The sequence below is a fragment of the Microbacterium oleivorans genome (assembly GCF_001691565.1).
In the GTDB taxonomy this organism is placed as follows: Bacteria; Actinomycetota; Actinomycetes; order Actinomycetales; family Microbacteriaceae; genus Microbacterium; species Microbacterium oleivorans_B.
Map to the genome: position 1 here is coordinate 321,003 of NZ_MAYO01000003.1, position 18,103 is coordinate 339,105.

Sequence of the window (18,103 nt, forward strand, 5' to 3'; positions counted from 1 at the left end):
CCTCAGCCGACGGAGACGACCTCGCGGAGGGACGGCCCACCCCGGAACTCCCGGATGAGGTGGCGCACGACCTCGCGGAGGTCGCCTTCAGCTGCATCCGCCATTCGTATCTGACGCTCGTAACTCGCGCCCTGGTCGAGGATCTGGGTCACGCCCGCGAACTCCTTCGCGCAGTGGAGCTCGGATGCGATGGGGGTGAGTGCCTCGACGAGCTCGCGGAGATGCTCGGCGACGGACCGCTGACGCCCCTCCCGGTCGACGATGATGTCCGCCTGAAGGCCGTACCGGGCCGCGCGCCATTTGTTCTCGCGGACGAACCAGGGCTGGATGGTCGGGAGGGTCATCCCTTCGTCGAGCATCCGGGAGAAGTGCTCCGCGAGCACCTGAACGAGCGCGGCGACGGCGGCGAGCTCCGGGAGCGTCGACATCCCGTCGCACGCGCGGATCTCGATCGTCCCCCATCGAGGGGCGGGACGGATGTCCCACCGCACCTCGGTGGCATCCGCCATGACTCCGGTGCGCTCCATGTCGGCGAGGTAGGACTCGTACTCGGACCAGGTCTCGAGCGGCCATGGCAGCCCTGCGGTCGGCAACTGCTGGAAGACGAGTGCCCGGTTGGATGCGTAGCCCGTGCGGTCTCCCGCCCAGAAGGGGCTCGAAGCCGACAAGGCCTGGAGGTGGGGGAGATATGCCGACAGAGCATTGATCATCGGGAAGACCTTCGAGACGTCCTCCACCCCGACATGAACATGGATGCCCCAGATCATCATGTTGCGCCCCCACCACTGCGTGCGCTCGATGAGCTTGTGATAACGGGTCTTGTCGGTCACCTCCTGGTCGTACCAGCGGGCGAACGGGTGGCTCCCGGCGCAGAGGAGTTCGATCTCCTGCGGGTCCGTGGCCGTGCGGATCAGGTCGATGGCGTCGCCGATGTCGTCGACCGCGGCAGCGACGGTGTCACCGACGCCGCTGGTCACCTCGATCGTGTTGGTGAGCAGTTCTCCCGTGACGGTGTGCCGCTCGTGGCGGGTCTGCTCCTCGACCTGGTCGAGGATGCCGGGAGCCGCCGGAACGAGGTCGCCGGTGGACCGGTCGGCCAGCATGATCTCCCATTCGATCCCGACGGTCGAACGAGCGGATGTGGCGAAGGTCACCGTCATGGGCTCAGTGTGGCACGACGCTCCGGCGGTTCGCGGCATCCCTCTCCATCTGGCAGAATGGACGGTTGGACCGCCTTGCCCGACCCTCTATCCGGCTCGGAGGTCCACCGCAGAGCTCCCGCCGGGTGTGCACCCCACGCTCCAGGCGACGTTCATCATCATTCGCAACACCATTCAGGAGAATTGTGGCTGTCAAGATCCGTCTGAAGCGCATGGGCAAGATCCGCGCGCCGTATTACCGCATCGTCGTCGCCGACTCGCGCACCAAGCGCGACGGTCGCGTCATCGAGGAGATCGGCAAGTACCACCCGACCGAGCAGCCCTCGTTCATCGAGGTCGACTCGGAGCGCGCGCAGTACTGGCTCTCCGTCGGCGCCCAGCCGACCGAGCAGGTCGCCGCCATCCTCAAGCTCACGGGCGACTGGGGCAAGTTCAAGGGTGACAAGGACGCCGTCTCGACCGTGAAGACCGCTGAGCCGAAGGCACCCTTCGAGCTCGACGCGTCGAAGAAGTCGGTCGTCAAGCCGAAGGCGGAGAAGAAGGCTGAGGCGCCTGCCGCTGACGCCGAGACCGCCGACGCGACCGAGTCCGAGTAAGACCTTGCTGGCCGCCGCGCTCGAGCACATCGTCAAGGGGATCGTGGATCACCCGGATGACGTCACCATCGCCTCCAGTACCTCGCCTCGCGGTGAGGTGCTCGAGGTGCGTGTGCACCCCGATGACCGGGGTCGTGTGATCGGGCGCGGCGGACGCACGGCGAAAGCCCTGCGCACCCTCATCTCCGCGCTGGCCGACGGCTCGCGCGTTCGTGTCGACGTGGCGGATGACTGAGGTGTCGGTCAACCCGGCGCGGACGCAGCTGCGTGTCGGCCGTCTCGTCAAGGCACACGGGCTCAAGGGCGCCCTCAAGCTCGAGCTGTACACCGATGACCCCGACGGCCGTTTCGTTCCCGGTGCGGTCTTCACCCTCCAGGTCCCGGAGTCCTCGCCGTGGCACGGTAAGACCGTGACGGTGCGCGAGTTCAAGTGGATGAACTCGCACCCGGTCGTCTTCCTCGACGGGGTCGAGGACCGAGACGGCGCGGAGTCCCTCGTTCGTGCGATTCTCTGGGTCGAACAGGATGCCGCAACGCCGGTCGTCGAGGCCGACGCCTGGTACGACCATCAGCTCGTCGGACTCGACGTCGTCCGTGACGGCGAGGTCGTGGGGCGCGTCGCCCGGGTCGACCACTTCCCGGCGCAGGACCTGTTGATCGTGCGCCTCAGCGGAGGGGCCGACCGCGAGGTCCTCGTCCCGTTCGTCAAGGCCATCGTCCCCGAGGTCGACATGGCCGCGGGCCGGCTCGTCGTGACGCCCCCGGCCGGCCTGTTCGAGGATCTGCCCGCCGAGGACGACCCGCCCGCGGAATCGGGCGACGAGGCCGCTTCCGGGTCCTGACGTGCGCATAGACGTCGTCACGATCTTCCCCGCCTTCTTCGACGTCCTCGAAGTCTCCCTTCTCGGCCGCGCACGGGGTGCGGGCCTGCTGGACATCCGCGTCCACGACCTCCGCCGACACGCCACGGACCGACATCGGACCGTGGACGACACCCCTTACGGCGGTGGCGCCGGGATGGTGATGAAGCCCGAGCCGTGGGGCCTCGCGCTCGATGAGATCGCGTCGCGACAAGATGGCGATGCGGGGGACCCGGCATCCGGACCCTTGTTCGTCTTCCCGTCTCCCGCAGGGGAACGCTTCACGCAGACGACCGCCCGAGAGTGGAGCTCCGAATCCCACATCGTTTTCGGCTGCGGGCGCTATGAAGGCATCGACGAACGCGTCTTCTCCTACGCCGCGACGATCGGCCGCGTGCGCTTGGTGAGTCTGGGAGACTACGTCCTCAATGGCGGCGAGGTCGCGGCCATGGCGATGATCGAAGCGGTCGGACGGCTCGTCCCGGGCGTGGTCGGCAACCCCGAGAGTCTCGTCGAGGAGTCCCACGAGGACGGACTGCTCGAGTATCCCTCGTACACGAAGCCGGCGTCCTGGCGCGGCTACGACGTCCCGGACGTCCTCCTCAGCGGGCACCACGGTCGCGTAGCGCAGTGGCGCCGGGACCAGCAGGTTGAGCGAACCCGCACGCGCCGCCCCGACCTGCTGGCCGACTGAGACTTTCCCCGAGTCCGTCCAGTCCGGGAGGCGTAGCATCGGAGAATGCCCCTGCGTCGCGGATTCTTCTTCTGGCTGCTGCCGAGCGCCGTCATCCTCCCGCTCTGGCTGTTGATCGGCTGGATCGTCTCGGATGCCGGGGGATGGGCGCTGGCCTGGGTGATCATCATCGCCATCCCTTCCGTCTTCGTGGGGCAGCTGGTCCTCACGCTGCTGATCCGGTCCCGCGGGACTGTGCGCCACGCGCGCGCATTGTCCTGGTGGGATGTCGCGGGGATCGCTGCCTGGCACGTATTGACGATCCTCGTGGGGCTCTTCAGCCAAGCCTGGTTCTGGCCCCTCCTCATCGGCGCCACGGTCGTCTTCTTCGCGGTCCTCTGGTCATCGCTCCGGCAGCTGTTCCAGGAAGCCGGCCCGTCCGTCATCCTCCGTCGCTATACCGCGCCGGCGGGCGCCGTGCAGCCGGATCCCTCGGTGGTGGTGCTCGAGGAGAGGCGCGACCCGTCGCGCTGATCCCGCGCGTGGTTGGTGGAGGTGCACATTCATGGCAGAATGGACGCTTGTGCCCTGACAGATCTCTGCCTCAGGGGAGTTCGGCGCCCGCTCGGCGCCGACGGGGCACCGCATCCTTTCTCCTCTAACTCTCGCGGTCGACCTGAGGCGGTCGCAGGAAGTGACGATCATGCAGATCCTCGACTCCGTCGACGCAGCCTCGCTGCGATCCGACATTCCCGTCTTCAACGCCGGCGACACCGTCAAGGTGCACGTCAACATCACCGAAGGCAACCGCTCGCGTATCCAGGTCTTCCAGGGTGTCGTCATCGGTCGCTCGGGCGATGGCGTCCGCGAGACGTTCACCGTTCGCAAGATCAGCTTCCAGGTCGGCGTGGAGCGTACGTTCCCCGTCCACAGCCCGGTGATCGACCACATCGAGGTCGTCACCCGCGGTGACGTCCGTCGCGCGAAGCTGTACTACCTGCGCGAGCTGCGCGGGAAGAAGGCGAAGATCAAGGAGAAGCGCGACCGCTGAGCGCCTCTTCAGACAGATGCCCCGGGACTTCGGTCCCGGGGCATCTGTCGTTCCCGGGTGTTTCGATGCTCCGTGCGCACCTGATGTGCGACGCTGGATACCGGTCGCCGAACCCCGGCACCGGTGAAGGACAGCATGACCACCGACTCCCCGTCGCCCGCCCTCGACAGCGACGTCCGCGCACGTCCCCGACGCCGGGGACCGTGGCCGTTCATCCGCGACGTGCTCGTGATCCTGCTGGTGGCGATCCTGGTGTCTTTCCTGGTGAAGACCTTCCTCGTCCGGTCGTTCTACATCCCGTCCGGCTCGATGGAGAACACCCTCCTGAAGGGGGACCGCATCCTGGTCGACGAGCTCACACCGCGCTTCGGCAACTACGAGCGCGGCGACGTCGTCGTGTTCAAGGATCCCGGTGGATGGCTTCCCGCGACCTATCGCCCCGATGAACCGCCATTGACCGCCGCCGTGGACTGGCTCGGCTCGCTCGTCGGGCTTTCGGCGTCCGACAGTGAGGATCACTTGATCAAACGCGTCATCGGTTTGCCGGGGGATCACGTCGTCTGCTGCAACACGCTCGGTCAGGTGACGGTCAACGACGTCCCGATCGACGAGACGTCCTACGTGGCGCTGAGCCCCTCGCAGTCCGCACCTGATGAGTTCGATTACGACGTGACGGTGCCGGACGGGTCCGTCTGGGTGCTCGGCGACAACCGGGACAACTCGCAGGATTCGCGCTACCAGCAGGATCAACCGGGTCACGGATTCGTCCCCATCGACAACATCGTGGGGCGAGCGTTCCTCATCACCTGGCCGTTCGACCGGTTCGGCACCATCGACTTCCATCACGAGGTCTTCCGCGGGGTCCCGTCGCCATGACGGCCGCCGTCGCCCCGACGTTGACTCTCGAGAGGCGCCTCCTGCGGGAGCACACGCTCGTCATCGCGTGCGACGAAGTGGGTCGGGGTGCGCTGGCCGGCCCGGTCGCGGTGGGGGCGGTGGTCGCGGATGCCGCCTTCAGCCGTCGACGGGTGCCCGAGGGGCTTCGGGACTCGAAGCTCATCGTCGAACCGCGCCGTGCCGGGGTGGCGGAACGGGCGCGCGCGTGGGTACCGGCTCATGCAGTGGGATGGGCGACGGCCGCCGAGGTCGATGAGGTCGGCATCATCCGTGCGCTGGGCCTGGCGGCCGTGCGGGCGATCGACGACCTCGGGTGTCAGGGCGTCGACGTGGAGGACGCGCTCGTGATCCTCGACGGCAATCACGACTACATCACCCCGATCGCGCCCGTCGGGCGAGGAGTCCGCCCCGTCATCAAGGCCGACCGTGATTGCGCATCGGCCTCGGCGGCATCCGTCATCGCGAAGGTCGCGCGCGATGCGTACATGTCCGAGCTCGACGCGGAGGCGCCCGTCTACTGCTGGTCCCGGAACAAGGGGTATGCGAGCGCGGAGCATCGCGCGGCGATCGAGAGCCACGGACTCAGCCCGCACCATCGTGCCTCCTGGTCCATTGCGGCCGCTCCCACACTGTTCTAGGCGTCTCTTCGTCTCAGGTCTGCGGCGCGCCGGCACCGGCCTAGGATGGAGACACCATGGATGACGAAGTCTTCGAGGACTACGACCGCGAACTCGAGCTTGCTCTGTACAAGGAGTACCGCGACGTCGTCGGTCAGTTCCAGTACGTGATCGAGACCGAGCGCAGGTTCTACCTCGCCAACGAGGTCAACGTCGTCCGTCGTGACACCGAGCACGACTTCTACTTCGAGGTCTCGATGAACGACGTCTGGGTGTGGGACATCTACCGGGCGGATCGGTTCGTGAAGTCGGTACGGGTTCTCACGTTCAAGGATGTCAACGTGGAGGAGCTCCAGCGGCGCGACTTCCAGCTCCCGGAGGAGCTGTCGCTCGACGGCTGAGCCTCCTCCCCAAGCGGGATGAGGCGTCCGCCGATCCACTGATCGAGCCGGACGCCGTTTCGTCCGGAGCCTTACCCCGACAGTGGGGGCATGGCAGCGAAAGACGACCTCGGCCGAGCCGGTGAGGACCGTGCCGAGGAGTACCTCCGGTCCCACGGCTACCGCATCCTCGATCGGAACTGGCGGTGTCCGGGCGGAGAGATCGACATCGTCGCGGTGCGCGGTCGTCAGCTCGTCATCGTCGAGGTGAAGACACGACGGGGGGAGTGGTTCGGCCACCCCTTCACCGCAGTGACAGGGAAGAAGCGGGATCGGCTGTGGCGGCTGGGAGCGGCGTGGGCCGTGGCGCACCCGGATGCCGCCCGCGCCCGACGGCTCAGGCTCGATCTCATCGGCATCACGGGACCTGACCCCGGCTCTGCGGTCGTCGAGCATCTGGAGGACCTCCGGTGAGCCTTGGCCGGACCTGGTCCGTCGTCCTCACCGGGCTTGTGGGAGACATCGTCGAGGTGGAGGCCGACTTGTCGAATCAGATCCCGGGATTCTCGATCATCGGGCTGGCGGACAAGGCTCTCGGGGAGGCGCAGCAGCGCGTCCACAACGCGTGCGCCAACAGCGACCTTCCGCTGCCACGCCGCCACGTCACCGTCAATCTGTCGCCGGCCAATCTCCCCAAGCGCGGCTCGGCGATGGACGTCGCCGTCGCGATCGCCGCTGTCGCGACCGAGGCGCCGCTCGACCGACAGTCGCTCCTGGAGACCGTGCACCTCGGCGAGCTCGGGCTCGACGGACGGCTACGCCCGGTGTCCGGGGTCCTGCCCGCTGTAGTCGCGGCCGCGCGGGCGGGGTTCCGGCGCGTCATCGTCCCTCAGGGAAATCTGGCCGAGGCGGAACTCGTCGACGGCATCGACGTCCGCGGTGCGGTCAGCCTCCGCGACGTCGCCCGAGCGCACGGCCTGGACGTCCCCGACGTGGAGGTCGAGCCCGTGGCCGCTATCGACGGCGGGGCGGCGGACGAGCCGCCCGCCCCTGACCTCGCGGAGGTGATCGGGCAACGCGATGCCGTGGAGGCACTTGTCGTCGCCGCGGCGGGCGGACACCATCTGCTCATGAGCGGGCCGCCCGGCGCGGGCAAGACGATGCTCGCGAAGCGGCTACCGGGTTTGCTCCCCGACCTCGACGACGACACGGCTCTCCAGGTCGCGTCGATCCGCTCGCTCGCGGGACTCCCGGTGACGAGTCTGCAGCGACGTCCGCCGTTCGAGGCGCCGCATCACACCGCTTCCGCGGTTGCGCTCGTCGGCGGCGGCAGCCGCATCCTGCAACCCGGTGCGATCGCCCGCGCCAGCGGCGGCGTCCTGTTCCTCGACGAAGCGGGCGAGTTCAGCGGACATGCACTCGACGCGCTGCGTCAGCCGCTGGAGTCCGGCCGCATGGAGATCCATCGAGCCGGCTTCCGCGCGGTGCTGCCTGCCCGATTCCAGCTCGTGATCGCGACCAATCCCTGCCCGTGCGGGAACTACGGAGTGCCGGGCGGGGCGTGCAGCTGCCCATCTCTCGCCATCCGTCGATACCTCGGTCGACTTTCAGGACCGCTCGTCGACCGCATCGACATCGAGCTGGGCCTGCAGCGGATCTCCGCGACGCAGGGCATCGGAGCCGGAACGACATCGGAGGAGGCCCGCGGTCGTGTCATCGCTGCTCGGGACAGGGCGGGACGGCGGCTGGCGGACACTCCATGGCGGATGAACAGCGAGGTCGAGGGAACGTGGCTCCGATCCGGACCGCTCCGCCCGGACCGATCCATCACCCGCCCCCTCGACGATGCCCTGCACCGAGGATCGATCACGCTGCGAGGGTACGACCGCGTGCTCCGGGTCGCGTGGACTCTCGCGGATCTCGCGGGCAAGGACCGCCCCGACGCCGCGGATGTCGGCGGAGCGCTGTACCTCAAGCGAGGTGCGTCGGCATCATGAAGGACGAGAGGAAGACCCAGGAGCAGCGTCTGCGCGGACTCGTTCCCGACGACGTATTCGACGACGAAGACGCCCTCGCGCGCCATCACGCGCATGCCGTCTGGTCCTGCCTCACCGAGCCGGGCGACGGCGTCGCGGGCACGTTGATCAGCGAGATGGGTCCGGTGGGCGCGCTCCGGGTCGCGCGTGAGAGCGGGGGTGCGACGAGTCCATCCCTCGACGCGGGACGCCGCCGGTGGCGTGCCCGCCTGGCGTCCGTCGACGACGCCTTCGATCGGGCTCGACGGGTGCGCGCGAGACTCGTCGTGCCGGGAAGCACCTTGTGGCCCACGGCCGTGGACGATCTCGGCGTCCACGCGCCGCGAGCATTGTGGGTCCGAGGGCATCTCGACGCCCTCGCTCACGATGGCCCGGCGATCGCGTTGGTCGGCGCGCGTGCGGCCACGGGATACGGCGAACACGTCACGGGTGAGCTTGCTCACCGGCTCGCGGAGCGCGGCGTGTCGATCGTCTCCGGTGGGGCGTACGGGATCGATGGGATGGCACACAGGGCCTGCCTCGCGGCCGGTGGCGTGACGATAGCGGTGCTGGCCGGCGGAGTCGATCGCCCCTATCCGGCCGGGCACGCAGAACTCCTCTCCCGCATCGCTGCGGGGCCGGGCGTCATCGTCGCCGAGGTTCCGTGTGGCACGCCACCGACCAAGTGGCGGTTCCTGCAGCGCAACCGCCTGATCGCAGCCCTGAGCGGAGCGACAGTCGTCGTGGAAGCCGGATGGCGGAGCGGATCGTTGAACACCGCGGGTCACGCCGCTGCGCTGGGACGCCCGCTCGGCGCCGTTCCCGGTCCGGTTACGAGCGCGGCGTCAGCAGGCTGTCACCGGCTGCTGCGCGAGTATGACGCTCGGTGCGTCACGTCCTCCGACGATGCGTGCGAACTCATCGGAGCGGGAGGCACGGTGCCGGAAACCCCGGCCGGTCGGACGGATGACCGCACGCGGGTTCTCGACGCCCTGAGCGTGCGCAGCCCCCGTTCTCCGGATGATGTCGGCCTTCGGGCCGGGTTCGGCGCTGAGGAGGTCAGAGGTCTGCTCGCGCTCCTCGAGCTCGACGGCCGGGCCCGGCGTGGTCCGGAAGGGTGGTCCCGCACGTCGTCCGCGTCTTGAGGGCGTTCCACCCCGCGAGCGGCACGCCTGGGCGCGTCCGTGTGGTCGGCGCGGCATGCTGGTCCGGTGCGTTTGTCATCGGCGGTGCGGCTCTACATCGAGCACGTCGGACGCGTGCGCCGGCTGTCTTCCGCCACGGTGCGCGCGTACCGTTCCGATCTCTCCGATCTCACGGCCTCCCTGGGAGATCCGGAGCTCGCCGATATCGATGTCGAGCATCTCCGCGAATGGCTGTGGGAAGCGACTCAGCGCGGCGTGGCCCGCACGAGTCTCGCCCGGCGAACGGCCTCGGTACGGGGCTTCTTCGCGTGGGTGACAGGAGAGGGCATGCGCCCGGACGATCCCAGCCTCCGCCTCGTCACGCCCAAACGGGGACGCACTCTCCCTGCGGTCGCCTCCTCGCAGTCGCTGACCCAGCTGCTCGATGACACTCGGGAGGCGGCGGAAGAAAGCGGCGATCCACTGGCGCTCCGTGACGCTGCGCTCCTCGAGATCCTTTACGGCGCCGCGTTGCGCGTATCCGAGGCGTGCGGACTCGATGTCGTCTCCCTCGACCGGTCCTCGGCGACCGTGCGCGTGTTGGGCAAGGGCGGCAAGGAGCGCGTCGTGCCGTATGGTTCACCGGCGCAACGAGCGCTCGAGGCGTGGATCGTCCGCGGGCGACCTGCTCTCCTGTCCGACCCTGCTGCGCCCGCACTCTTCCTCGGTGCCAGAGGTGGCCGACTCGGCGTGCGGACCGCGTACGACGTCGTCCGACGCACCGTCGGCCCCGTCGTGGGTGCGGATGCCGTCGGGCCACACGCGCTGCGACACTCGGCCGCCACGCATCTCCTGGACGGCGGGGCCGATCTTCGCGCCGTGCAGGAGCTGCTCGGGCACGCGAGTCTCGGGACGACCCAGATCTACACGCACGTATCGACGGAGCGCCTCGCAGCCGCCTACCGGCTCGCGCATCCGCGGGCCTGATCGCGGCGACGCTCAGCAGCACGGCAGGAGTACTGCGCGCGGAACCCGGCCGAGGAGGAGCAGCGGGTTCACGTATCGACCGTCGCGGCGGACTCCGACGTGCAGAGAACCGGGAAGGGCGTGACCGCCTTCGGAAATCGTGCCGATGCGATCCCCGGCTGCGACGACCTCGCCGACCGAGACGCTCGGGTCGATCGGCTCGACGCTCGTCACCCATCCGCCGCCGTGGTCGATCGACACCACCCCGCGGTCGACGACCGTCCCCGCGAAGGCGACCACCCCATCGGCGGGGGCCAGGATCGGACCGTCGACCGGGCCGATGTCGATCCCGCGGTGCCCCGCAGCGTAGTCGTGCTCAGAGGCATCGAACGGCACGAGCACACTCGCGCCCAGAGCCGGGAGCCACCAGTCCGGCATGCCGTCATCGCCCGCACCGGCACTCGGCGGAGCCCCGACGGCCAAGACGACGGTGATGGCGGCGGCGAGGAGGCTGAGTCGCGGCATCCGTCGATCATGCCGGGATGGGGTCGCGTGCGAATCAACCGTCGCGCGACGGGGGAGGGATGCCGCGGGCGGTGCGCGGGGGAGGAGCCCCCGTTCTTGCTATGCTGGTGGAGCACCTCGCTCGTCGGGGTGACTACGCGTGCCCACAGCGGCTCGATCAGACTCCGTCGATCGACGACGCGGCATCCCACCCAATGGTCTCCTCCCGGAGCGGGTGCGTGTCGGGCACCAGGCTCGCCGCGACCATCGGTCCGGCGCGATCAACCACAGAGAACAGGAGAACGGCCATGGCCGTCGTCACCATTCGCCAGCTGCTCGACAGCGGCGTCCACTTCGGACACCAGACCCGCCGGTGGAACCCGAAGGTCAAGCGCTTCATCCTCACCGAGCGCAGCGGCATCCACATCATCGACCTGCAGCAGTCGCTCGGATACATCGACAAGGCGTACGAGTACGTCCGTGAGACGGTCGCCCACGGCGGCACCGTCCTCTTCGTCGGCACCAAGAAGCAGGCGCAGGAGATCATCGCCGAGCAGGCCACCCGCGTCGGCCAGCCCTTCGTGAACCAGCGCTGGCTCGGTGGCCTTCTCACGAACTTCTCCACGGTCTCCAAGCGTCTCGCACGCATGAAGGAGCTCGAGGAGCTCGACTTCGAGAACCCCTCCGAGAGCGGCTTCACCAAGAAGGAGCTGCTCCTCAAGAAGCGCGAGCTCGACAAGCTGCACAAGTCGCTCGGTGGTATCCGCAACCTGCAGAAGACCCCGTCGGCCATCTGGGTCGTCGACGCCAAGCGCGAGCACCTCGCCATCGACGAGGCCAAGAAGCTCGGCATCCCCGTCATCGGCATTCTCGACACGAACGCCGACCCGGACGAGTTCCAGTTCCCGATCCCGGGTAACGACGACGCGATCCGTTCGGTCAGCCTGCTGACGCGCATCATCGCCGACGCTGCCGCCGAGGGCCTCATCCAGCGCCACAACCCGACCGACGAGTCGGCTGAGGCCGAGCCCCTGGCGGACTGGGAGCGCGAGCTGCTCGAGTCCGCTCCGGCCGAGCAGACCGAAGCGCCCGCCGCAGAGGCTCCCGCCGAGGAGGCTGCCGAGGCTCCGGCCGAGGACACCACCGAGGCTCCCGCCGAGGCCAAGTCCGCCGAGTGATCCTCCCGTCGGCGCCCCGCCACCCGCGGGGCGCCGACGTCCGGAAACAACCACCCACACACTGAGGAGCCGCCACCCATGGCAAACTTCACCATCGCCGACATCAAGGCGCTGCGCGAGCAGCTCGGCACGGGAATGGTCGACACGAAGAAGGCGCTCGAGGAGGCCGAGGGCGACCTCGAGAAGGCCGTAGAGATCCTCCGCCTCAAGGGCGCGAAGGGCAACGCGAAGCGTGCCGACCGCTCCACGAGCGAGGGACTGATCGCCGCGCGCGAGCAGGACGGCAAGGTCACGCTCATCGAGCTGAACACCGAGACCGACTTCGTCGCGAAGAACGAGCGGTTCATCGCACTGTCCGAGAAGGTCCTCGACGCCGCTGCCGCAGCCGGCGCCGACTCCGCCGAGGCTGCCCTGGCGGCTGACGCCGGTGGCAAGACGGTCGCCGACTTGATCTCCGACGAAGCCGCCATCATCGGCGAGAAGGTCGAACTGCGCCGCGTTCGCACCCTCTCCGGAGACGCCTTCCAGGTCTACCTGCACAAGACCAGCAAGGACCTGCCCCCGCAGGTCGGCGTGGTCGTCGCCTACTCGGGTGACGACGCGGAGACCGCTCGCTCGATCGCGCAGCACATCTCGTTCGCGAACCCGACGTACCTGTCCCGCGATGAGGTGCCTGAGGCCGACGTCGACAAAGAGCGCGAGATCGTCACCGAGATCTCCCGGAACGAGGGCAAGCCCGAGGCCGCCCTCCCGAAGATCGTCGAGGGCCGCGTGAACGCGTTCTTCAAGCAGGTCGCCCTGCTCGACCAGGACTACGCGAAGGACAACAAGCTGTCCGTCGCCAAGGTCGCGGCCGACGCCGGGATCACGATCACCGGCTTCGCCCGCTTCAAGGTCGGCGCGTAAGCAGATGGAAAAGGGGTTCGCATCGAGAGATGCGAACCCCTTTTCCATGCCGTTCGATAGTCTCCCCCTAGACGAGAGGATCACCGCGTGATCGATGAGAACACCGGACGCCGTCGCGTCCTTCTGAAACTGTCCGGCGAAGCCTTCGGCGCAGGCCAGCTCGGCGTCAATCCCGATGTGGTCGGCGCGATCGCCCGCGAGATCGCCGCGGCGGTCGACCGGGTCGAGGTGGCAATCGTCGTCGGCGGCGGGAACTTCTTCCGCGGAGCGGAGCTGAGTCAGCGCGGCATGGACCGCGGCCGCGCCGACTACATGGGCATGCTCGGAACGGTGATGAACGCGCTCGCCCTGCAGGACTTCCTCGAGCAGGCCGGTGCCGCGACGCGCGTGCAGTCGGCGATCTCGATGACGCAGGTCGCCGAGCCCTACATTCCGCGTCGCGCTGAACGCCACCTCGAGAAGGGACGTGTCGTCATCTTCGGCGCCGGCGCGGGTCTTCCGTACTTCTCGACCGATACGGTCGCCGCGCAGCGCGCGCTGGAGATCGGTGCGGTCGAGGTTCTCGTGGCCAAGAACGGTGTGGACGGCGTCTACACGGCTGATCCGAAGACGGATGCCTCGGCCCAGAAGCTCGATGCCATCACCTACCGCGACGCGTTGCAGCGCGGGCTCAAGGTCGTCGACTCGACGGCGTTCAGCCTCTGCATGGACAACGGCATGGACATGCGCGTGTTCGGCATGGAGCCTGCGGGCAACGTCACCCGCGCGCTCCTCGGCGAATCGATCGGCACGCTCGTCAGCGTCTGAGGTCCACCCCGGCCGCCGACTAGACTCAACAGGACGTACCGACGAATGGAGAGACCGTGATCGCCGAGACCCTGGCCGACACGAAGACCCGCATGGACCGCGCCGTCGAGGCTGCGAAAGAGGACTTCTCGACCGTCCGCACGGGACGCGCGAATCCGCAGCTGTTCCAGAAGGTCATGGTCGAGTACTACGGCACCCCGACGCCGCTCGCTCAGTTGGCCTCGCTCAACGCCCTCGAGGCTCGCACACTCGTCATCACGCCGTACGACAAGTCGGCGCTGAAGAGCATCGAGCACGCCGTCCGCGACATGCCGAACCTCGGCGCCAACCCGTCCAACGACGGCAACGTCATCCGTGTGACCATGCCGGAGCTGACGGCGGACCGCCGCAAGGAGTACGTCAAGCTCGTCAAGAGCAAGGCGGAGGATGCCAAGGTGCAGGTGCGTGGCATCCGTCGCAAGGCGAAGGACGAACTCGACGCGCTCAAGGGTGAAGTGAGCGACGACGATCTCGCGCGTGCGGAGAAGGAGCTCGACGCGGTGACCAAGACGCACGTCGACCTGATCGACGAGGCGTTGAAGCGCAAAGAGGCAGAGCTCCTCGAGGTCTGATATCGCCATGTCCGGAGACGCATCGGGGGACGCGACCGGGTCGGATACGTCCTCGAGTCGGTCCGATCTGCGTCGTGCAGGGGGGCCGGCCGGCGACCCATCGTCGTTCCAGGCGCATGTGAAAGCTGCGCGCACGGAGTTCGAGAGCCAGTTCGAACGAGCCCGCGTCGAGTTCGAAGAGGCGAACGAACGGTTGAACGCCCGTTCGGGTCGCAATCTGATCATGGCGACGCTCATCGGTCTCGCGATCGGCGCCGTCGTCCTCGGCTCCCTCCTCTTCTGGAAGTGGGCGTTCATCGCCTTCGCGGTCCCTCTGTGTCTCATGGGAGCGTTCGAGTTCGCACGTGCGTTGCAGGCCGCGGGGCGGCGCATCGATCTGACCGCCCAGTTCGCCGCCGGCGCCGCCATGCTCGGAGCCGCATTCGTCGGTTACCTCACGCACTGGTTCGTGATCTTCGCCGCCGTGGTCCTCGTGGTCGTGTGGCGCCTGGTGGCTCAGATGGCGGCGGGCGACGGCCGCAAGTACGGCGACGTGGTGAACGATGTCCTCGCCGGTGCGCTCATCCAGCTGTACGTCGTGTTCCACGGCAGTCTCGCTCTGGTCCTGCTCCGACAGGACCACGGAGAACTCTGGCTGCTGGCCGTGCTGATCATCGCCGTCTCGGTGGACACGGGTGCGTATGCGAGCGGGGTGGCGATCGGACGGCATCCGATGGCTCCCCGTATCAGTCCCAACAAGACGTGGGAAGGATTCGCGGGCGCCGTCGTCGCCAGCCTCGTCGCCGGCGGGCTGCTCGGGGTGCTGATGCTCCAGATCCCGTTGTGGGCCGGTCTCGCTCTCGGTGTCGCCGTTCTGGTGTCTGCGACGGTGGGCGACCTCGGCGAATCCCTGATCAAACGCGACCTCGGCATCAAGGACATGAGTTCGTTCCTGCCCGGGCATGGGGGCGTGCTCGACCGACTCGACTCGATTCTGCCCTCCCTCGTCCCCGGCCTCGCCCTGTACATCCTCCTGAATCCCCTGAGCGCACTGTCATGACCGAACTGATCTCCTCCGCCGCCTTCCCTACGACCTCCGGACGTCGGAAGGGATACGAACCTGCAGCCGTGGACGAGTTCCTCTCGAGTGCGCGCTCTGCGTTCGAAGACGACGCGGTGACGCTGACCTCCGACGACGTCCGCGCCGCGGCCTTCCCGCTGATCCGGCGCGGCTACGCCGTCGACGCCGTCGACGCCGCCCTGGCCCGGATCGAAGACGCTTTCGCGCAGCGTGAACGGGCCGCCGCGATGTCCCGGCGTGGTGCGCGCGCCTGGGTGGGCGCCTCCCGGGCGCTCGCGCAGGAGATACTCGATCGCCTTGCGCGCCCTGCGCGGCGTCGCTTCCGTCGGGTGTCGCCGCTGCGCTTCGGGTATCGCGTCGACGAAGTCGACCTCGTCGCCGGTCGGATCGCGCGCTACCTCGAGGCCGGTGAGGGCCTCACGATCGAACAGGTGCGCACGGTGGCCTTCCGCATGCAGCTCGGCGGATACGACGAAGCCCAGGTGGATGCGGTGTTGGACGCCGTCGTTGACGTGATGCAGTCCGTCGGATGATCGCGTGGCGACGGTTCGGATGCCCGGATATGATCGGGGGACTGTGACTTCCGGCAACGAGATCAGCCCGAGGCGCTCCGGCGTCCAGTCGCGAGTCGCGAGTCCATCGCGGCGCGCAGATCCCGTCCGCCGGTGGTCTCGCAAGCGAAGCGTTCTCGCCGCGTTCTCGGTGATGGCGACAGCTGGTTTCGTCGCGGCATCCCTCGTCCCTCTCGTCTCCTTCCCGAGCGAGGCGCAGGCGACCGAACTCGATCCGATGTCGCTCTACGCGACGGCCGTACAGGATGCTCAGCGGTATCACGCGGGCGACGCTCCGGCCGTGGAGCTCGAGCGTGCCAGTGAGTACAGCGTGTACGTGAAACCCACCCCCACGCCGCCGCCGACTCCGACGCCTCCTCCGTCACCTGCGAAGAAGCCGTCCTCCGGGTCCTCCTCTAAATCGTCCTCGGGATGGAGCCCGCCGTTCGTCACTCCGAATCCGGGGAGCGCGCAGGCGATCGCCTACGACATGGTGACCGCTCGCGGCTGGGGTGACTCGGAGTTCGCCTGCCTCGTCGCCCTCTGGAAGAAGGAGTCGGGCTGGCGTGTGAACGCGTACAACGCCTCCAGCGGTTCCTACGGCATCGCCCAGGCGACCCCGGGACGGAAAATGGCGTCGGTCGGCTCCGACTGGGAGACGAACCCCGCCACTCAGATCACCTGGGGTCTCGGCTACATCCAGGGCCGGTATGGAACGCCGTGCGGCGCGTGGGGGAAGTCGCAGCGCTCGGGCTGGTACTGATCCGATGCCGAGATCCAATCGTCGTAAGCCCTCCGGAGCCGATCCGTCGTTCGATCGCCTGCTGGCCGGGTGGAAGCGGACCGAACGACGACGCGGCGTGGAATGGACCGTCCAACCGGTCTCGGCTCTGCAAGCGCGGAAGGAGTACGTCTGCCCCGGGTGCGGGCGCACGGTCCTCTCCGGGACGGCGCACGTCGTCGTCTGGCGTGCGGACGGAGTTCTCGGCGACGCTGCGGATCTCGCTGCGCGCCGTCACTGGCACACGGCCTGTTGGCGGATCGCCTGAGCTCAGAGCTCGTTCTGCCGCGGGATCAGCACCTGGCGATAGATGATCAGCACGCTCGCGGCCACCGGGATGGCGATGAGGGCCCCCAGAAGGCCGAGGAGCGATCCGCCCGCCAGCGCGGCGATGACGACGACCGCTCCGGGGACGGAGACGGCCCGACTCATGATGCGGGGCGAGAGGAAGTACGCCTCCACCTGCATGTACACGAGATACCAGATGAGGGCCACCAGCGCAGTCAGCGGGGAGGCGAGGCCGAGGCACGCGATCACGATGATGGCCGAGCCGGTGAGCGTGCCGACGAGTGGGATCAGAGAGAAGAAGAAGGCGATCACCGCGAGCACCGCGGGGAACGGTGCCTTGATGATCGACAGGAAGACCGCGCTCAGGATGCCGTTGATCGCTCCGAGGACGACCTGACCCATGACGTAGTAGCCGACGGAAGCGGTGATCTGTTCCGAGAGGTCGACGAATCGTTCCCGCTTGGATGCCGGGGCGAGCTGATACACCGACCGCTTCAAAGACCTCATCGAGGCCGTGAAGTAGATCGTGAGGATGAGGACGATGATCGTCCCTGTCGCGAAGGCGACGATGCCGGCGCCGAAGGACAGGAGTCCCGTCCCAAGGGACGTGCCGATGTCGGCGAAGTCGAGCCCGTTCCACCAGTCGTTCACGTAGCCCAGGACCATATCCACCTGGAGCAGCGGGAACGTGTGCGAAAGCCAGTCGCTCGCGACGGTGACGGGGTTCCACTGGCCTTCTACCGCGCTCTGAACGAGCTTCTGGGTCTGCTGCACGAGTTTGGCGATCTGGTCCACGAGGACAGGCACCACGATGAGCACGAGAGCCGTCGCGATGGCCAGGAGCCCGGCGAACGTCGCCACGAGAGCTCCCCATCGCGGGAGACCCCTGCGTTCGAAGAAGGAGACCACGGGGTCGAGGCCGAGCGCCAGGAACAGTGCGGTCCCGATGTAGAGGAGCACCGTCGACAGCGTCTCCACCCCGGTCAGGATGAGGATGCCGACGCCCACGCCGAGCGTGGCGACGAGCGCGGTGCGAAACGCATGCTGGATCTTCACGGCAGCCCCTTCCCAGGTCTGC

24 protein-coding genes are annotated in these 18,103 nt (G+C 68.0%); 21 read left to right on the forward strand and 3 right to left on the reverse strand.

Annotation, left to right across the window (positions count from 1 at the left end):
* Positions 1-2: 2 nt before the first annotated feature.
* Entirely contained in the window at positions 3-1,160 is a 1,158-nt protein-coding gene (locus BBA86_RS04290; RefSeq protein WP_065570443.1) for a glutamate--cysteine ligase, read from the reverse strand.
* A 185-nt stretch (positions 1,161-1,345) separates the two neighbouring features.
* Here BBA86_RS04290 and rpsP point away from each other — a divergent pair, with 185 nt between their 5' ends.
* From rpsP to BBA86_RS04355, 13 genes are all read left to right on the forward strand, one after another.
* Positions 1,346-1,756, forward strand: a complete 411-nt coding sequence (gene rpsP, locus BBA86_RS04295) for a 30S ribosomal protein S16 (RefSeq protein ID WP_065570444.1) — start codon at positions 1,346-1,348, stop codon at positions 1,754-1,756.
* 4 nt (positions 1,757-1,760) lie between these two features.
* Positions 1,761-1,991 (forward strand): RNA-binding protein, encoded by a 231-nt coding sequence (locus BBA86_RS04300; protein WP_065570445.1) that lies wholly within the window; start codon positions 1,761-1,763, stop codon positions 1,989-1,991.
* Positions 1,984-2,598 (forward strand): ribosome maturation factor RimM, encoded by a 615-nt coding sequence (gene rimM / locus BBA86_RS04305; protein ID WP_189318417.1) that lies wholly within the window; start codon positions 1,984-1,986, stop codon positions 2,596-2,598. Before BBA86_RS04300 ends, rimM begins: the two co-directional genes overlap by 8 nt.
* 1 nt (position 2,599) lies before the next feature.
* Positions 2,600-3,310, forward strand: a complete 711-nt coding sequence (trmD, locus tag BBA86_RS04310) for a tRNA (guanosine(37)-N1)-methyltransferase TrmD (protein ID WP_065570447.1) — start codon at positions 2,600-2,602, stop codon at positions 3,308-3,310.
* Positions 3,311-3,355: 45 nt separating this feature from the next.
* A complete protein-coding gene (locus tag BBA86_RS04315; protein ID WP_065570448.1) occupies positions 3,356-3,823 on the forward strand; it encodes an MFS transporter permease in 468 nt (155 codons plus the stop codon).
* 169 nt (positions 3,824-3,992) lie between these two features.
* Positions 3,993-4,340, forward strand: a complete 348-nt coding sequence (gene rplS, locus BBA86_RS04320) for a 50S ribosomal protein L19 (RefSeq protein ID WP_065572175.1) — start codon at positions 3,993-3,995, stop codon at positions 4,338-4,340.
* A 135-nt stretch (positions 4,341-4,475) separates the two neighbouring features.
* On the forward strand, positions 4,476-5,216 hold the full coding sequence (gene lepB / locus BBA86_RS04325; RefSeq protein WP_189318418.1) for a signal peptidase I: 741 nt from the start codon (positions 4,476-4,478) through the stop codon (positions 5,214-5,216).
* A complete protein-coding gene (locus BBA86_RS04330; protein ID WP_065570450.1) occupies positions 5,213-5,875 on the forward strand; it encodes a ribonuclease HII in 663 nt (220 codons plus the stop codon). Before lepB ends, BBA86_RS04330 begins: the two co-directional genes overlap by 4 nt.
* Before the next feature lie 56 nt (positions 5,876-5,931).
* A complete protein-coding gene (locus BBA86_RS04335) occupies positions 5,932-6,255 on the forward strand; it encodes a DUF2469 family protein (RefSeq protein ID WP_065570451.1) in 324 nt (107 codons plus the stop codon).
* A gap of 90 nt (positions 6,256-6,345) precedes the next feature.
* Entirely contained in the window at positions 6,346-6,708 is a 363-nt protein-coding gene (locus BBA86_RS04340) for a YraN family protein (protein ID WP_065570452.1), read from the forward strand.
* Positions 6,705-8,231: a YifB family Mg chelatase-like AAA ATPase gene (locus BBA86_RS04345; protein ID WP_065570453.1), complete on the forward strand. Its 1,527-nt coding sequence runs from the start codon at positions 6,705-6,707 to the stop codon at positions 8,229-8,231. The genes BBA86_RS04340 and BBA86_RS04345 overlap by 4 nt, the downstream gene beginning before the upstream one ends.
* On the forward strand, positions 8,228-9,394 hold the full coding sequence (gene dprA, locus BBA86_RS04350) for a DNA-processing protein DprA (RefSeq protein ID WP_065570454.1): 1,167 nt from the start codon (positions 8,228-8,230) through the stop codon (positions 9,392-9,394). The genes BBA86_RS04345 and dprA overlap by 4 nt, the downstream gene beginning before the upstream one ends.
* Before the next feature lie 66 nt (positions 9,395-9,460).
* The gene (locus BBA86_RS04355) at positions 9,461-10,360 is read left to right on the forward strand and encodes a tyrosine recombinase XerC (protein WP_065570455.1); all 900 of its coding nucleotides are present in this window, start codon (positions 9,461-9,463) and stop codon (positions 10,358-10,360) included.
* A 12-nt stretch (positions 10,361-10,372) separates the two neighbouring features.
* Here BBA86_RS04355 and BBA86_RS04360 read toward each other — a convergent pair whose 3' ends face one another.
* The gene (locus BBA86_RS04360; RefSeq protein WP_065570456.1) at positions 10,373-10,864 is read right to left on the reverse strand and encodes a murein hydrolase activator EnvC family protein; all 492 of its coding nucleotides are present in this window, start codon (positions 10,862-10,864) and stop codon (positions 10,373-10,375) included.
* Positions 10,865-11,151: 287 nt separating this feature from the next.
* On the opposite strand from BBA86_RS04360, the gene rpsB reads away from it, so the two are divergent.
* From rpsB to BBA86_RS04400, 8 genes are all read left to right on the forward strand, one after another.
* Positions 11,152-12,021, forward strand: a complete 870-nt coding sequence (rpsB, locus tag BBA86_RS04365) for a 30S ribosomal protein S2 (protein ID WP_065570457.1) — start codon at positions 11,152-11,154, stop codon at positions 12,019-12,021.
* 78 nt (positions 12,022-12,099) lie between these two features.
* A complete protein-coding gene (gene tsf, locus BBA86_RS04370) occupies positions 12,100-12,927 on the forward strand; it encodes a translation elongation factor Ts (RefSeq protein WP_065570458.1) in 828 nt (275 codons plus the stop codon).
* Positions 12,928-13,014: 87 nt separating this feature from the next.
* Positions 13,015-13,734: a UMP kinase gene (gene pyrH / locus BBA86_RS04375; protein ID WP_065570459.1), complete on the forward strand. Its 720-nt coding sequence runs from the start codon at positions 13,015-13,017 to the stop codon at positions 13,732-13,734.
* Positions 13,735-13,790: 56 nt separating this feature from the next.
* Positions 13,791-14,345 (forward strand): ribosome recycling factor, encoded by a 555-nt coding sequence (gene frr / locus BBA86_RS04380; protein WP_065570460.1) that lies wholly within the window; start codon positions 13,791-13,793, stop codon positions 14,343-14,345.
* A 118-nt stretch (positions 14,346-14,463) separates the two neighbouring features.
* Positions 14,464-15,384, forward strand: a complete 921-nt coding sequence (locus BBA86_RS04385) for a phosphatidate cytidylyltransferase (RefSeq protein WP_223247022.1) — start codon at positions 14,464-14,466, stop codon at positions 15,382-15,384.
* Positions 15,381-15,938, forward strand: a complete 558-nt coding sequence (locus tag BBA86_RS04390; RefSeq protein WP_065570462.1) for a DivIVA domain-containing protein — start codon at positions 15,381-15,383, stop codon at positions 15,936-15,938. The genes BBA86_RS04385 and BBA86_RS04390 overlap by 4 nt, the downstream gene beginning before the upstream one ends.
* Positions 15,939-15,981: 43 nt before the next feature.
* Positions 15,982-16,719, forward strand: a complete 738-nt coding sequence (locus tag BBA86_RS04395; RefSeq protein ID WP_065570463.1) for a phage tail tip lysozyme — start codon at positions 15,982-15,984, stop codon at positions 16,717-16,719.
* 4 nt (positions 16,720-16,723) lie between these two features.
* Positions 16,724-17,005, forward strand: a complete 282-nt coding sequence (locus tag BBA86_RS04400) for a hypothetical protein (protein WP_065570464.1) — start codon at positions 16,724-16,726, stop codon at positions 17,003-17,005.
* Between the two features lie 2 nt (positions 17,006-17,007).
* Here the strand turns inward: BBA86_RS04400 and BBA86_RS04405 are convergent, their stop codons facing one another.
* The gene (locus BBA86_RS04405; protein ID WP_065570465.1) at positions 17,008-18,081 is read right to left on the reverse strand and encodes an AI-2E family transporter; all 1,074 of its coding nucleotides are present in this window, start codon (positions 18,079-18,081) and stop codon (positions 17,008-17,010) included.
* Positions 18,082-18,103: the final 22 nt, after the last annotated feature.

Coding starts and splice junctions, on each gene's coding strand:
- rpsB (WP_065570457.1), top strand. CDS start 11,152: ATGGCCGTCGTCACCATTCGCCAGCTGCTCGACAGCGGCGTCCACTTC.
- dprA (WP_065570454.1), top strand. CDS start 8,228: ATGAAGGACGAGAGGAAGACCCAGGAGCAGCGTCTGCGCGGACTCGTT.
- rimM (WP_189318417.1), top strand. CDS start 1,984: ATGACTGAGGTGTCGGTCAACCCGGCGCGGACGCAGCTGCGTGTCGGC.
- BBA86_RS04335 (WP_065570451.1), top strand. CDS start 5,932: ATGGATGACGAAGTCTTCGAGGACTACGACCGCGAACTCGAGCTTGCT.
- BBA86_RS04400 (WP_065570464.1), top strand. CDS start 16,724: ATGCCGAGATCCAATCGTCGTAAGCCCTCCGGAGCCGATCCGTCGTTC.
- lepB (WP_189318418.1), top strand. CDS start 4,476: ATGACCACCGACTCCCCGTCGCCCGCCCTCGACAGCGACGTCCGCGCA.
- BBA86_RS04390 (WP_065570462.1), top strand. CDS start 15,381: ATGACCGAACTGATCTCCTCCGCCGCCTTCCCTACGACCTCCGGACGT.
- BBA86_RS04315 (WP_065570448.1), top strand. CDS start 3,356: ATGCCCCTGCGTCGCGGATTCTTCTTCTGGCTGCTGCCGAGCGCCGTC.
- rplS (WP_065572175.1), top strand. CDS start 3,993: ATGCAGATCCTCGACTCCGTCGACGCAGCCTCGCTGCGATCCGACATT.
- BBA86_RS04340 (WP_065570452.1), top strand. CDS start 6,346: ATGGCAGCGAAAGACGACCTCGGCCGAGCCGGTGAGGACCGTGCCGAG.
- tsf (WP_065570458.1), top strand. CDS start 12,100: ATGGCAAACTTCACCATCGCCGACATCAAGGCGCTGCGCGAGCAGCTC.
- BBA86_RS04360 (WP_065570456.1), bottom strand. CDS start 10,864: ATGCCGCGACTCAGCCTCCTCGCCGCCGCCATCACCGTCGTCTTGGCC.
- BBA86_RS04330 (WP_065570450.1), top strand. CDS start 5,213: ATGACGGCCGCCGTCGCCCCGACGTTGACTCTCGAGAGGCGCCTCCTG.
- BBA86_RS04290 (WP_065570443.1), bottom strand. CDS start 1,160: ATGACGGTGACCTTCGCCACATCCGCTCGTTCGACCGTCGGGATCGAA.